This is a genomic window from Pseudomonas sp. GW821-FHT11G12 (assembly GCF_058808055.1).
In genome coordinates this window covers 629677-646127 of record NZ_JBXARH010000003.1, presented here as the reverse complement: position 1 = coordinate 646127, position 16451 = coordinate 629677, and the positions used below count along the sequence as shown (strand labels likewise).

The window sequence follows — 16451 nt, the reverse complement described above, 5'->3', positions numbered from 1 at the left end:
TGAACCCGCGTCATGCTGTCAGCAGCATAGCCAACTGCGCGCGAGTATGCGGTGCGCCGACGAAATCGTCACCGGGGTGATGGGCGCAAACGTGACGGCCGCCCCATTGGGGCGGCCGTTTTGTTCACGCATCAGCTGTTGTTGTGGTCGACCTTGATGGTCGGATCGCTGCCGGCAATCAGGTTGTGAATGTTGGCAGTGGACCAGTTGTTGCCTTCCAGTTTGATCGTCACGTCCGGTGTGGCGGCTGCGGCATCACCCGAGTTGAACTTGCCGCCAGAGCTGACTTGCAGCGACGACACGCCGTCGACCGTGGTGATCTTCAGGAAGTTGTCGATGGTGCTGCCGGTCTCGCCCTGCAACAGATCACGCAGGTCGATGCGGTCGCCTTCGCTGGCCTTGAAGTCCTTGATCACGTCGTTGCCGGTGTCGCCTGCCTTCCAGACGAAGGTGTCGGCACCGGAACCACCGATCAGGATGTCGTTGCCCGGGCCACCGATCAGCGTGTCGTTGCCGGTGCCGCCGAGCAGGATGTCATTGCCCTTGCCGCCGTCGAGCAGGTCGTTGCCGCCCGAGCCGAACAGGATGTCATTACCCGCGCCGCCCAGCAGCGTGTCGTTGCCGTCATGGGCACCGGACACATCGAACGCCTGATAGTGCTCGGTGATGTACTGGTGCACGTTGCTGGTGGTGACTTTGCTGACATCGACGCCGGTCTGCTGCGCGACGAACGCCTGCATCGCCTGGTAACCCTCGCCGGCAATGCCGTTGAAGCTCACCAGATCGCCGAACAGGATGTCGTTGCCGTCGCCGCCGCTGACGGTGTCGTTGCCCGGCATCGTCGCCTCGGTGTGGCCGATGATCGAGTTCGCCAGATCCTTGGGATCGATGTTGGTCTGCGGGTTGTGATCGCTGTCGTAAGGTTTCAGATCGTTGAGGCTGACGCCGCTGTTGATACCGATGGCCTCGACGTTCGACAGCCCGCTGAGCAGCGCGAAGCCGCTGTTGGCGTTGTCGGTGGTGGCCGACGTGGTGCTGTTGCCGCTACCCGCCAGGCTCGACAGCTCATAGGTGCCGTCGCCCTGGGCGTGGATGGTGCCGAGGCTGTTCCAGCTCCAGTTGCCGTTCTTCAGCGTTTGCAATACCACGGCGCCGGCAGTGTTGATGCTCAGGTAGTGGGTGCTGTCGATGTAGGTGCTGAAGCTGTCGCCCAGTTTGTAGTTGCTGGTCTTCACCACGTCGTCGAGCTTCACGTTGCCGTACAGCGTCGGGTTGGTCTGCTCGCCGCTCTGGTAGTAGGTCGGCTGGCCGTCGGTGATGAAGTACGTGAGGTTCTTCGCCCCGGTGTTGGCCAGCGCTTCAGTGCTCTGGAAGAAGTTGGCCGTGGCTTTGAACACGTCTTCATAGTTGGTGCCGCCGCCGGAGGTCATCGAGTCCAGCACGGCTTTGAGCAAGGTCAGCGCATTCGGGTCGTTGAGGTTCACCGACACCGACTTGTTGACCTGGGTATCGAAGTCCACCAGGAAGATGTTCACCGTGCCCGAGTTGTTGCCCAGGCTCTGCTTGAGGGTGTTGAACACCGACGTCAGCGAGTCCTTGGCGGCGTTGATCGACGAGGCGCTCATGCTGCCGGAGCTGTCGACCATGAACGCGATGTTGTAGTTGGTGCCCGGCACCACGGTCAGGCCGCCGATGTCGGCGACCATGATGTCGTTGCCGTCGGTACCGGTGAAGGTGTCGTCACCCGAGGTGGCGACCACCGCGTTGTAGACCGCCGGCACCACGGTGACCGGAATGGTCGCGGTGGTGCTGGCCGAGCCGCCCACGGCCTCGGTGGAGGTCGAGGTCACGGTCAGGTTGAACTGGCCGTTGTAGTAGGTCGGCGGGGTCACGGTCAGGGTGCCGAGGTTCCAGCCGGTGACGTTTGCGTCGCCGCTGGTGGCGGTCACGGTGAAACTGTGGCCTGCGCCGTCGCTGAGGACCGAACCGACCGGTGCACCGCTGATCTTGATGCTCAGGGTTTCCGAGCCGTCGGTGTCGGTCAGCGCGGTGCTGATCGACGACAGTTTCACGGTGGTGCCTTCGGCGCCGGTGTTGAGTTTGTAGCCGTCGTAATAGCCTTCGCCGTTGCTGCCGTGCAGGTCGGAGACGGTCACGCCTGCGTTCACCAGATCCGTCACGCCGGTGTAGATCGGCACGCCGGCACTGCTCAGATCGATCGGCGTGCTGCCGTTGACCGACAGGTTGACGTCGTAGCTGCCCGGACCGCTCTGGTTGTGGTGGTAGATGTCCAGGGTGTAGTAGCCGCTGGTGGTCGGGATGAACGAACCGTTGAGGTTGCCGCCCGCGCCCCACGTCGTGGACGCCACGCTCTTGCCGCCGATGGTCACCAGCAGGCTGTCATCGCCAGTACCGGTGAAGGTGTAGGTCTTGCCGGCTTCCAGATAGATCAGGCCCGAAGTCTTCGATGCGGTGCCGGCGGTCACGCTGCCGTCGGATTGCACGTTGGTCACGGTGCCGCTGGAGTTCGGTGTGCCGGCGCCGTCGATCACGTTTTTCAGCGTGGTCGAATTCGCGCCGCTGCCGTCGGTGCCCAGGCCCGACAGGCCGGTCCAGACTTCCTTGATCAACCCGGTGGACTTCACGCTGTTATCGGCAACCGACAGGGTCGGTGCATCCGCCACTGGCGTGATGTCGATCTTGATGGTGCCGGTGTTGCCCAGCAATTGGCCGTCGGTTGGCTGGAACTTGATCTGTGCGTAGTCAGCCTGGTTGTTGCCCAGGCCGGTGCCGCCGTAACCGTTCACGCCCGACTCGTTGGCATCCGGCAGGAAGCGCAGCTTGCCGGCGTCGATGTCGGTCTTGCTGAAGGTCTGGTTGGTGGCGACGTCTTTCCAGGTCGAACCGTCCAGATACTGCAGTTTGCCTTCGCCCGGCAGCTGGGTGATTTTCACGCCCAGGCTCGAGGCCGGGCTGTCCACGTCGCTGACGCCGAAGGTCGACCAGCCGAGAATCAGCGGGGTGTCTTCGGTACCGGTGACATTGACCGGAGCGGCGACCGGCGCGTCGTTGACCGCCACCACATTGACCGTGGTGGTGGCGACGTTGGAGTAGTTGCCGCCATCGGTGACGGTCACGGTGATGATCCGTGGCACGGTGCTCGGGTCTTCACTGCTGTTGGTGAAGCTGATGTTCTTGATCTGCTGCATGTAGTCGGCCAGCGTCGCATTGCCCGACAGGGTCAGCGTGATCGTGCCGTTGGTGCTGTTGGCATTGATGGTGATGCCGTTGACGCTGTTGCCCAGATTCAGCGCATCGCCGTCCTGACGGTTGGTCAGCACGATGGTGGCGCCGGTCAGCATGGTGCTGTCCGGGTCGGTGATCTTGATATCGGTGTCGGCAATCGACACACCCGCGCCCGGGGTGTTCTCGGTGAAGGTCACCTTGTAGTCGGCCCCGGTGGCGCCGCTGGAGTTGTTGGCGTCGAGGTCGATGACCGGTGGCGCATCGTTGTCGATGATCGAGGTGCTGACGCTGCCGTTGGTGCTGCTGACGGCGAGGTTCTCGAAGTTGCCGCCGGTGGCCGAGTCGATCTTGACCACAAAGTTCTCGGTGCCTTCGGTGATCTTGTCGTCGATGGTCGCAACGTTGAAGGTCGCGGTGCTTGCACCGGCCGGGATCTTCACGGTGTACACGCCGGTGAAGTCCGAACCGTCGGCGGCGGTGCCGCTGTAGACGATTTTCAGGGTCACTTCGGTTTGCGCCGGGTGGGTCAGGCTGACGGTGTAGCTGGCGGTCTGGCCTTCGGTCACCGAGGTGCTGCCGGTGATGCTGACGGTAGTGGTGTCGATGGTGTCGGTGACGCTGGTCACCGCTGGTGTATTGCTGGTCACCAGGTTCTCGAAGTTGCCACCGGTGGCGTTGGTGATCGAGGCCTGCACGTTGCCGGCGTCCTTGTAGACGTCATCGGCTGGCGCAGGAACGGTCACGGTGCCGGTGGTCTTGCCGGCGTCGATGGTGATCACGGCGCCGTTCGACAGGGTCACGGTCACTGGCGAGCCAGCGGCGTTGGTCAGTGTTGCGGTGTAAGTGATCGAGCCACCCTCGGCCACGGTGCCGGTCGCGGTGAGCGACAGGTTGGTGGTGTCGATGGTATCGGTGACCGTAGTCGAAACCGGCGTCTTGTCGGCCACGAGGTTTTCGTAGTTGCCGCCAGAAACGTTGGTGATCGAGTTGGTCAGCGGTGCATGACCGGTCAACGCGTCGTTCGGCGCGGTGGTGGTCACGGTGCCGGTGGTCTTGCCGATGTCGATCGTGATCGACTGGCCGTTGGACAGGGTCACGGTCACTGGCGAACCGGTTACAGGCGCACCCACGGTCGCGGTGTAGACAACGTTGCCACCTTCGGCCGCCGTTGTGGTCGCAGTCAGCTTCACGGTGGTGGTGTCGATGGTGTCGGTGACGCTGGTCACCGCTGGCGTGGTGCTGGTTACCAGGTTCTCGAAGTTGCCACCGCTGGCGTTGGTGATCGTGGCCTGCACGTTGCCGGCATCTTTGTAGACGTCATCGGCTGGCGCAGGAACGGTCACGGTGCCCGTGGTTTTACCGGCGTCGATGGTGATCACGGCGCCGTTCGACAGGGTCACGGTCACTGGCGAGCCAGCGGCGTTGGTCAGTGTTGCGGTGTAGGTGATCGAGCCACCCTCGGCCACGGTGCCGGTCGCGGTGAGCGACAGGTTGGTGGTGTCGATGGTGTCGGTGACGGTGGTCGAAACCGGGGTTTTATCGGCCACGAGGTTTTCGTAGTTGCCGCCAGAAACGTTGGTGATCGCGTTGGTCAGCGGTGCATGACCGGTCAACGCATCGTTAGGCGCGGTGGTGGTCACGGTGCCAGTGGTTTTACCGATGTCGATCGTGATGGTCTGGCCATTGGACAGGGTCACAGTCACTGGCGAGCCGGTCACCGGTGCGCCGACAGTCGCGGTGTAGACAACGTTGCCACCCTCAGCCGCCGTTGTGGTCGCGGTCAGCTTCACAGTGGTGGTGTCGATGGTGTCGGTGACGCTGGTCACCGCTGGTGTGTTGCTGGTCACCAGGTTTTCGAAGTTGCCGCCCGTGGCGTTGCTGATCGTGGCCTGGACAGTGCCGGCGTCTTTGTAGACGTCATCTGCCGGGGCTGGAACGGTCACGGTGCCGGTGGTTTTACCCGCCTCGATGGTGATCACGGCGCCATTGCTCAACGTTACGGTCACCGGAGTGCCGGCAGCGTTGGTCAGTGTGGCGGTGTAGATGATCGAACCACCTTCGGCAACCGAATTGGTAGCACTCAGGGACAGGTTGGTGGTGTCGACAGTGTCGGTCACGGTGGTGCTGACCGGTGTCTTGTCGGCCACCAGATTTTCGTAGTTGCCACCGGTTACGCCGGTGATCGCATTGGTCAGCGGTGCATGACCATTCAACACGTCGTTAGGCGCAGTGGTGGTGACAGTGCCGGTGGTCTTGCCGACTTCGATGGTGATCGACTGACCGTTCGACAGGGTCACAGTCACTGGCGAGCCAGTCACCGGGGCGCCCACGGTCGCGGTGTAGGTGACAGTGCCACCTTCGGCTGCCGTCGTGGTCGCGGTCAGCTTCACGGTCGTGGTGTCGATGGTGTCAGTGACGCTGGTCACCGCTGGCGTGGTGCTGGTGACCAGGTTCTCGAAGCTGCCACCGCTGGCGTTGGTGATCGTGGCCTGCACGTTGCCGGCGTCTTTGTAGACGTCATCGGCTGGCGCAGGAACGGTCACGGTGCCCGTGGTTTTGCCGGTTTCGATAGTGATCACCGCGCCGTTGCTCAGGGTCACGGTCACTGGCGAGCCAGCGGCGTTGGTCAGGGTCGCGGTGTAGGTGATCGAGCCGCCCTCGGCCACGGTGCCGGTCGCGGTGAGCGACAGGTTGGTGGTGTCGATGGTGTCGGTGACGGTGGTCGAAACCGGGGTTTTATCGGCGACCAGGTTCTCGTAGTTGCCACCGGTCACGTTGGTGATCGCGTTGGTCAGCGGCGCGTGGCCGGTCAACACATCGTTCGGTGCGGTGGTGGTCACGGTGCCGGTGGTCTTGCCGACTTCGATGGTGATGCTCTGGCCATTCGACAGGGTCACCGTGACGGGTGAACCGGTCACAGGGGCGCCGACAGTCGCGGTGTAAGTGACCGTGCCGCCTTCAGCCACGCTGGTGGTGGCGGTCAGTTTCACGTTCGTGGTGTCGATGGTGTCAGTGACGCTGGTCACCGCTGGCGTGGTGCTGGTCACCAGGTTTTCGAAGTTGCCGCCGGTGGCGTTGCTGATCGTGGCCTGGACAGTGCCGGCATCTTTGTAGACGTCGTCGGCCGGTGCAGGAACGGTCACGGTGCCGGTGGTTTTGCCGGCTTCGATGGTGATCACGGCGCCGTTGCTCAAGGTCACGGTCACCGGAGTGCCCGCAGCGTTGGTCAATGTGGCGGTGTAGATAATCGAACCGCCCTCGGCGACCGAATTGGTGGCGCTCAAGGACAGATTGGTGGTGTCGACGGTGTCGGTCACAGTGGTGTTGACCGGTGTCTTGTCGGCTACCAGATTTTCGTAGTTGCCACCGGTCACGTTGGTGATCGCGTTGGTCAGCGGCGCGTGGCCGTTGAGCGCATCGTTTGGTGCGGTGGTGGTGACGGTGCCGGTGGTCTTGCCGACTTCGATGGTGATCGACTGACCATTGGACAGGGTCACAGTGACTGGCGAACCGGTCACAGGTGCGCCAACAGTCGCGGTGTAAGTAACGGTTCCGCCTTCAGCCGCCGACTCGGTCGCGGTGAGTTTCACCGTGGTGGTGTCGATGGTGTCGGTGACCTGGGTCACGGCCGGAACGGTGCTTGGCACCAGGTTCTCGAAGTTGCCGCCCGTGGCGTTGGTGATCGTGGCCTGGACAGTGCCGGCGTCTTTGTAGACGTCATCTGCCGGGGCTGGAACGGTCACGGTGCCGGTGGTTTTACCGGCTTCGATGGTAATCACGGCGCCGTTCGACAAGGTCACGGTGACTGGCGAGCCAGCAGCGTTGGTCAGGGTCGCGGTGTAGATGATCGAACCACCCTCGGCGACCGAATTGGTGGCGCTGAGGGTCAGGTTGGTGGTGTCGACGGTGTCGGTGACCGTGGTCGAAACCGGGGTCTTGTCGGCTACGAGGTTTTCGTAGTTGCCGCCCGTCACGCCGGTGATCGCGTTGGTCAACGGCGCGTGACCGGTCAACGCATCGTTCGGTGCGGTGGTGGTGACGGTGCCGGTGGTCTTGCCGACTTCGATGGTGATCGACTGACCGTTCGACAGAGTTACGGTCACTGGCGAACCGGTCACCGGGGCACCCACGGTTGCGGTGTAAGTGACGGTGCCGCCTTCAGCCGCCGACTCGGTCGCGGTGAGTTTCACCGTGGTGGTGTCGATGGTGTCGGTGACTTGGGTCACGGCCGGAACGGTGCTTGGCACCAGGTTCTCGAAGTTGCCGCCCGTGGCCGTCGAAATGGTCGCTTCGACTTTGCCGGCGTCCTTGTAGACGTCATCGGCCGGAGCCGCAACGGTTACGGTGCCGGTGGTCTTGCCGGCTTCGATGGTGATCACGGCGCCATTCGACAGGGTCACGGTCACCGGAGTGCCGGCCGGGTTGGTCAGCGTGGCGGTGTAGACGATCGAGCCGCCTTCGGCCACGGAGCCAGTGGCGCTCAGGGTCAGGTGGGTGGTGTCGACGGTATCGGTGACGGTGGTCGAAACCGGTGTCTTGTCGGCCACCAGATTCTCGTAGTTGCCACCCGTCACGCCGGTGATCGCGTTGCTCAGCGGCGCGTGGCCATTGAGCGCATCGTTCGGCGCAGTGGTGGTCACGGTACCGGTGGTTTTACCCACTTCAATCGTGATGCTCTGACCGTTGGCCAAAGTGACAACCACAGGCGAGCCGGTGACTGGCGCGCCAACCGTCGCGGTGTAAGTGACGGTGCCGCCTTCAGCGGCCGTTTCGGAAGCGGTCAGCTTCACCGTCGTCGTATCGATGGTGTCGGTGACTTCCGTTACGGCTGGAACGGTGCTCGGAACGAGGTTCTCGAAGTTGCCACCGGTTGCATCCTTGATGGTGACTTCGACCTTGCCGGCGTCTTTGTAGACGTCGTCGGCTGGAGCGGCAACGGTCACGGTGCCCGTGGTCTTGCCGGCTTCGATGGTGATGACGGCGCCGTTCGACAGGGTCACGGTCAGCGGCGTGCCGGCCGGGTTGGTCAAGGTGGCGGTGTAAACGATCGAGCCACCCTCGGCCACGGTGCCGGTCGCGGTGAGCGACAGGTTGGTGGTGTCGATGGTGTCAGTCACGGTGGTGTTGACCGGGGTTTTGTCAGCTACGAGGTTTTCGTAGTTGCCGCCCGTCACGTCGGTGATCGCGTTGGTCAGCGGCGCGTGGCCGGTCAGCGCATCATTCGGTGCGGTGGTGGTGACGGTGCCGGTGGTTTTGCCGACTTCGATGGTGATCGACTGACCGTTGGCTAGGGTCACGGTCACTGGCGAGCCAGTCACAGGCGCGCCAACAGTCGCGGTGTAAGTAACGGTGCCGCCTTCAGCCGCCGACTCGGTCGCAGTGAGTTTCACCGTGGTGGTGTCGATGGTGTCGGTGACCTGGGTTACGGCCGGAACAGTGCTCGGCACCAGGTTCTCGAAGTTGCCGCCCGTGGCCGTCGAAATGGTTGCTTCGACTTTACCCGCATCTTTGTAGACGTCATCGGCCGGAGCCGGAACGCTGACGGTACCCGTGGTTTTGCCGGCTTCGATGGTAATCACCGCGCCGTTGCTCAGGGTCACGGTGACCGGCGTACCGGCTGGGTTGGTCAGGGTCGCGGTGTAGACGATCGAACCACCCTCGGCCACGGAGCCCGTAGCGCTCAGGGTCAGGTTGGTAGTGTCGACGGTGTCAGTCACGGTGGTGCTGACCGGGGTCTTGTCAGCTACGAGGTTCTCGTAATTGCCGCCCGTCACGCCAGTGATCGCGTTGGTCAGCGGCGCGTGACCGTTGAGTGCATCGTTCGGCGCGGTGGTGGTGACGGTGCCGGTGGTCTTGCCGACTTCGATGGTGATCGACTGACCGTTCGACAGGGTCACGGTCACCGACGAGCCAGTCACAGGCGCACCCACAGTCGCGGTGTAAGTGACAGTGCCGCCTTCAGCCGCCGACTCGGTCGCGGTGAGTTTCACCGTGGTGGTGTCGATGGTGTCGGTGACGTTGGTCACGGCTGGAACAGTGCTTGGCACCAGGTTCTCGAAACCGCCACCGGTGGCGGTCGAAATGGTCGCCTCGACTTTACCCGCATCTTTGTAGACGTCATCGGCTGGCGCAGGAACGGTCACGGTGCCAGTGGTCTTGCCGGCTTCGATGGTGATCACCGCGCCGTTCGACAGGGTCACGGTCACCGGCGTACCAGCCGGGTTGGTCAGGGTGGCGGTGTAGACAATCGAGCCACCCTCGGCGACCGAATCGGTGGCCGTCAGGTTCAGGTTGGTCGTGTCGACGGTGTCCGACACCGAGGTGTTTGCCGGTTTGCTGTCGACCGCCAGGTTTTCGTAGTTGCCGCCGGTGGCCTTGTCGATGGTCACGCTCAGCGAGCTGCCGCCAGCCAGCGGGCTGTTCGGTGCGACGAAGTTCACGGTGCCGGTGGTCTCGCCGACGGCGATGGTGATGGTCTGGCCGTTGGACAGGGTCACGACGACCGGCGAGCCGGTCACGGGCGCCGTCACGGTCGCGGTGTAGACCACGGTTTCGCCTTCGGCGACGTTGGCGGTAGCGGTCAGCGACACGGTGGACGTGTCGATGGTGTCATTGACGGTGGTGACCGCCGGGGTGGTGCTGGTGACCAGGTGTTCGAAGTCGCCACCGGTCGCGCCCTTGATGGTCGTTTCGACGGTGCCGGCGTCCTTGTAGACGTCGTCCTTCGGTGCATCGACGGTCACGGTGCCGGTGGTTTTGCCGGCCTCGATGGTGATCACGGCGCCGTTGCTCAACGTCACGGTCACCGGGGTGCCGGCGGCGTTGGTCAGGGTCGCGGTGTAGGTGATCTGGCCACCTTCGTTGACTGCCGGCGTCGCGCTCAGGGTCAGGTTGGTGGTGTCGACGGTGTCGGTCACGGTGGTGCTGACCGGTGTCTTGTCGGCTACGAGGTTCTCGTAGTTGCCGCCGCTCACGCCAGTGATCGAGTTGGTCAGCGGTTCGTGACCGTTGAGTGCGTCGTTCGGCGCGGTGGTGGTCACGGTGCCGGTGGTTTTGCCGACTTCGATGGTGATCGACTGACCGTTGGCCAGGGTCACGGTGACCGGCGAGCCAGTCACAGGTGCGCCAACCGTTGCGGTGTAAGTGACGGTGCCGCCTTCAGCCGCCGACTCGGTCGCGGTCAGTTTGACGGTCGAGGTGTCGATGGTATCGGTCACTTCGGTGACGGCCGGAACGGTGCTTGGCACCAGGTTCTCGAAGTTGCCGCCGGTGGCGGTCGAAATGGTTGCTTCGACTTTGCCTGCATCTTTGTAGACGTCATCGGCCGGTGCCGGAACGCTGACGGTGCCGGTAGTTTTGCCGGCCTCGATGGTGATCACGGCGCCGTTCGAAAGGGTCACGGTCACCGGGGTGCCGGCCGGATTGGTCAGGGTCGCGGTGTAAATGATCGAACCACCCTCGGCCACAGAACCGGTGGCGCTCAGGGTCAAGTTGGTGGTGTCGACGGTGTCGGTGACGGTGGTGCTGACCGGGGTTTTGTCAGCCACGAGGTTTTCGTAGTTGCCACCGGTTACGCCGGTGATCGAGTTGGTCAGTGGCTCATGACCGTTCAGCGCGTCGTTAGGTGCTGTGGTGGTGACGGTGCCGGTGGTTTTACCGACTTCGATGGTGATCGACTGTCCGTTGGACAGGGTCACAGTCACAGGCGAACCGGTGACAGGCGCGCCGACGGTGGCGGTGTAAGTGACGGTGCCGCCTTCAGCTGCCGATTCAGTCGCGGTCAGTTTGACCGTGGTGGTGTCGATGGTGTCGGTGACTTCGGTGACGGCCGGAACGGTGCTTGGCACCAGGTTCTCGAAGTTGCCGCCAGTTGCATCCTTGATCGTGACTTCGACTTTGCCCGCGTCTTTGTAGACGTCATCGGCCGGCGCCGGAACGCTGACGGTGCCGGTGGTTTTGCCCGCTTCGATGGTGATGACGGAGCCGTTGCTCAACGTCACGGTCACCGGCGTGCCGGCCGGGTTGGTCAGGGTCGCGGTGTAGACGATCGAACCGCCTTCAGCCACAGAACCGGTAGCACTGAGGGTCAAATTGGTAGTGTCGACGGTGTCGGTGACAGTAGTCGAAACAGGGGTTTTGTCAGCAACCAGATTCTCGTAATTGCCGCCGCTGACGCCAGTGATCGAGTTGCTCAGTGGCTCGTGACCGTTCAACGCATCGTTCGGCGCGGTGGTGGTGACGGTGCCAGTGGTCTTGCCCACTTCGATGGTGATCGACTGACCGTTGGCCAAGGTCACGGTGACCGGCGAACCAGTCACGGGTGCACCCACAGTCGCGGTGTAAGTGACTGTGCCACCTTCAGCTGCCGACTCGGTCGCGGTCAGTTTGACCGTGGTGGTGTCGATGGTGTCAGTGACTTCAGTCACGGCAGGAACAGTGCTCGGAACCAGGTTCTCGAAGTTACCGCCGGTTGCATCCTTGATGGTCACTTCGACTTTACCGGCGTCTTTGTAGACGTCATCGGCAGGGGCTGGAACGGTCACGGTGCCGGTGGTTTTGCCCGCTTCGATGGTGATGACGGAGCCGTTGCTCAACGTCACGGTCACCGGCGTGCCGGCCGGGTTGGTCAGGGTCGCGGTGTAGACGATCGAACCGCCTTCGGCCACCGAGCCAGTCGCGGTCAGCGACAGATTAGTGGTGTCGACAGTGTCGGTGACCGTAGTCGAAACCGGGGTTTTGTCAGCCACGAGGTTTTCGTAGTTGCCACCGGAAACGCCAGTGATCGAGTTGCTCAGCGGTTCATGACCGTTCAACGCATCGTTCGGCGCGGTGGTGGTGACGGTACCGGTGGTTTTGCCGACTTCGATGGTGATGGTCTGGCCGTTGGCCAGGGTCACGGTCACAGGCGAACCGGTGACGGGGGCGCCAACGGTCGCGGTATAGGTGACGGTGCCACCTTCGGCTACGGACGTATCGGCGCTCAACTTCACGGTCGAGGTGTCGATGGTATCGGTCACTTCAGTGACGGCCGGAACGGTGCTTGGCACCAGGTTCTCGAAGTTGCCGCCGGAAGCGTCCTTGATGGTCACTTCGACTTTGCCGGCGTCCTTGTAGACGTCATCGGCCGGAGCCGGAACGGTCACGGTGCCCGTGGTCTTGCCAGCTTCGATGGTGATGACGGAGCCATTGCTCAACGTCACGGTTACCGGGGTGCCGGCCGGATTGGTCAGGGTCGCGGTGTAGACGATTGAACCGCCCTCGGCCACGGAGCCAGTCGCGGTCAGCGAGAGATTGGTGGTGTCGACGGTATCGGTGACGGTGGTGCTGACCGGCGTCTTGTCGGCCACGAGGTTTTCGTAGTTGCCGCCGCTCACGCCAGTGATCGAGTTGCTCAGTGGCTCATGACCGTTCAGTGCATCGTTCGGCGCGGTGGTGGTCACGGTACCGGTGGTTTTGCCGACTTCGATGGTGATGGTCTGGCCGTTGGCCAAAGTGACGGTGACCGGCGAACCGGTCACTGGCGCGCCCACCGTGGCGGTGTAGGTGACGGTGCCGCCTTCAGCAGCGGACTCGGTCGCGGTGAGTTTCACCGTGGTGGTGTCGATGGTATCGGTGACGTCGGTGACGGCTGGAACGGTGCTCGGCACCAGGTTCTCGAAGTTGCCGCCGGACGCGTCCTTGATGGTCACTTCGACTTTGCCGGCGTCTTTGTAGACGTCATCGGCTGGTGCCGGAACCGTCACGGTGCCCGTGGTTTTACCCGCTTCGATGGTGATGACGGAGCCGTTGCTCAACGTCACGGTCACCGGGGTGCCGGCCGGGTTGGTCAGGGTCGCGGTGTAAACAATCGAGCCGCCTTCGGCCACAGAGCCAGTGGCGCTGAGGGTCAGGTTGGTGGTGTCGACAGTGTCGGTCACTGTGGTGCTGACCGGCGTCTTGTCGGCCACGAGGTTTTCGTAGTTGCCGCCAGTCACGCCAGTGATCGAGTTGCTCAGTGGCTCATGACCGTTCAATGCATCGTTCGGTGCCGTGGTGGTCACGGTGCCGGTGGTCTTGCCGACTTCGATGGTGATGGTCTGGCCATTGGCCAAAGTGACAGTCACTGGCGAGCCGGTCACAGGCGCGCCCACGGTCGCGGTGTAGGTGACAGTGCCACCTTCAGCAGCGGTTTCGGAAGCGGTCAGCTTCACGGTCGTCGTGTCGATGGTGTCAGTGACTTCAGTGACGGCCGGAACGGTGCTTGGCACCAGGTTCTCGAAGTTGCCGCCGGAAGTGTCCTTGATGGTCACTTCGACTTTGCCGGCATCTTTGTAGACGTCATCGGCAGGGGCTGGAACCGTCACGGTACCGGTGGTTTTACCCGCTTCAATGGTGATCACCGAGCCATTGCTCAGGGTCACGGTCACCGGCGTACCGGCCGGGTTGGTCAATGTAGCGGTGTAAACGATCGAACCACCTTCGGCCACGGAGCCAGTGGCGCTCAAGGTCAGGTTGGTGGTGTCGACGGTATCGGTCACGGTGGTGCTGACCGGCGTTTTATCGGCCACGAGGTTTTCGTAGTTGCCGCCGGAAACGCCGGTGATCGAGTTGCTCAGCGGCGCCTGGCCGGTCAGCACATCGTTTGGCGCCGTGGTGGTCACGGTACCGGTAGTCTTGCCGACTTCGATGGTGATGGTCTGGCCGTTGGCCAAAGTGACAGTTACTGGCGAGCCAGTGACCGGTGCACTCACCGTGGCGGTGTAGGTGACAGTGCCGCCTTCCGCGACCGACGTATCAGCCGTCAGTTTGACGGTCGAAGTGTCGATGGTATCGGTGACTTCGGTGACGGCCGGAACGGTGCTTGGCACCAGGTTCTCGAAGTTGCCACCGGAAGCGTCCTTGATGGTCACTTCGACTTTGCCGGCATCTTTGTAGACGTCATCGGCTGGCGCAGGAACCGTTACGGTGCCAGTTGTTTTACCGGCCTCGATGGTGATGACGGAGCCGTTGCTCAACGTCACGGTCACCGGCGTGCCTGCGGGGTTGGTCAGGGTTGCGGTGTAAACAATCGAGCCGCCTTCGGCCACAGAGCCGGTAGCGCTCAGGGTCAGGTTGGTGGTGTCGACGGTATCGGTCACGGTGGTGCTGACCGGGGTCTTGTCGGCTACGAGGTTCTCGTAGTTGCCACCCGTTACGCCAGTGATCGAGTTGCTCAGTGGCTCATGACCGTTCAACGCATCGTTTGGCGCGGTAGTGGTGACGGTGCCGGTGGTTTTGCCGACTTCGATGGTGATGGTCTGGCCGTTGGCCAAAGTGACGGTGACCGGCGAACCGGTCACTGGCGCGCCCACCGTAGCGGTATAAGTGACAGTACCGCCTTCAGCCGCCGACTCGGTCGCGGTCAGTTTGACCGTAGTGGTATCGATGGTGTCGGTGACTTCGGTGACGGCCGGAACGGTGCTCGGCACCAGGTTCTCGAAATTGCCGCCAGTGGTACCGGTAATGCTGACTTCAACTTTGCCCGCATCCTTGTAAACGTCATCGGCAGGCGCCGGAACGGTCACAGTGCCAGTGGTTTTGCCCGCTTCAATGGTGATGACGGAGCCGTTGCTCAACGTCACGGTCACCGGGGTGCCGGCCGGATTGGTCAGGGTCGCGGTGTAGACGATCGAACCGCCTTCAGCCACGGAACCGGTGGCGCTCAGCGACAGGTTGGTGGTGTCGATAGAGTCGGTGACCGTGGTGGTCGCCGGTGTCGTGTTCGGTACCAGGTTTTCGAAGTTGCCGCCGGTAGCGCCGGTAATCGTGGTGCTGACGGTGCCGCCGTTGTTGTAGACGTCATTCGGTGCGGTCGGCACGTTGACGCTGCCGCTGGTCTTGCCGGCTTCGATGGTGATGGTCGAGCCGTTCGACAGGGTGACGGTCACCGGCGTCTGTGCCGGGTTGGTCAAGGTCGCGGTGTAGGTGATCTGGCCGCCTTCGACCACGGTGCCGGTGGCTGTAAGGGTCAAACCGGTGGTGTCGATCGAGTCCACAATCGTGGTGACGGCCGGCGTCGGGTTCGGTACCAGGTTTTCGAAGTTGCCGCCGGTTGCGCCCGTAATCGTGGTAGTGACGGTGCTGCCGTTGTTATAGACGTCATTCGGCGCGGTCGGCACGTTGACGGTACCGGTGGTCTGGCCGGCGCCGATGGTGATGGTCGAGCCGTTGGACAGGGTGACGGTGACCGGTGTCTGCGCCGGGTTGGTCAGGGTCGCGGTGTAGGTGATCTGGCCACCTTCGGTGACGCTGTTGCCCGCCGTCAGGGTGACGGTGGTGGTGTCGATGGTATCGGTGACCTGGGTCACGGCCGGGGTGGTCGGCACGGTGACGGTAATGCCGTTGCCACCGGTGGTGCCGGTGACGGTCACGTTGATCTGGGTCGGGTCGTTGTAGACCGTGTCGTTCGGTGCCAATGGCACGTTGACGGTGCCCGTGGTGGAGCCTGCCGGAATCACGATCACCGAGCCGTTGGACAGGGTGATGGTCAGGTCGGTCAGCGGCGCCTGGGTCAGGGTCGCGGTGTACACCAGCACGCCGCCGGCTTCGGTGATGGTCGGCGTGGCGCTGAGGCTCAGGGTCGAGTCGCGCAGGGCGTTGGTGGTGGTGTCGGTGGTCTGGCCACCGGTAATGTTCTGGGCGGCCTGGCCGGCGGAATTGATGCCCGCGGTCGGGAAGCCGATGGTCGGGTCGACACGACCCGCGGTCGCATCGAGCATCACGAAACTGTGGCCACCACCTGCAGCACCGCCAGTGCCTGCGGCGCTTGGGCCGGCAGCGGTGGCTTCAAGAGCGGTGGTCGGGTCAGCGCCGGCGGCGATGGCTTGTTGCAGTTCTGCAACGGACGGCGCGGCTTGCGCAGTGGCCTCGGCCAGATCGGTGCTGGAGTCCGGAGTGCTGGCGCTCCACTGCGTGTCGCGGCCCAGGTCCAGGGTGCGACCATCGGCCAGTTCCAGGGACACCGCGCCGGAAACGCCGGTATCGACCTGATCACCGACGAACAAACGGTCGCCTTCAACGAGTACGCGACGGACGCCCTCTGGGGACACCACGAAAACCTGACCGACAATGCTTTTGACGATGGCAACAACACTGCTCATTGAAGACTCTCCGGGTGTCACGTTCAGTTGACTTCCATAGACCTGATGGCTTTCTGCGCCGATTCAGTCTGGACGTACTTTTAAAAA

1 protein-coding gene is annotated in these 16451 nt (G+C 63.0%); it reads right to left on the bottom strand.

Annotated elements, in window-relative coordinates; genetic code table 11:
• Positions 1–131 precede the first annotated feature (131 nt).
• The gene (locus AC1RR7_RS14140; protein WP_493157753.1) at positions 132–16364 is read right to left on the bottom strand and encodes a LapA family giant adhesin; all 16233 of its coding nucleotides are present in this window, start codon (positions 16362–16364) and stop codon (positions 132–134) included.
• Between the last annotated feature and the right edge of the window lie 87 nt (positions 16365–16451).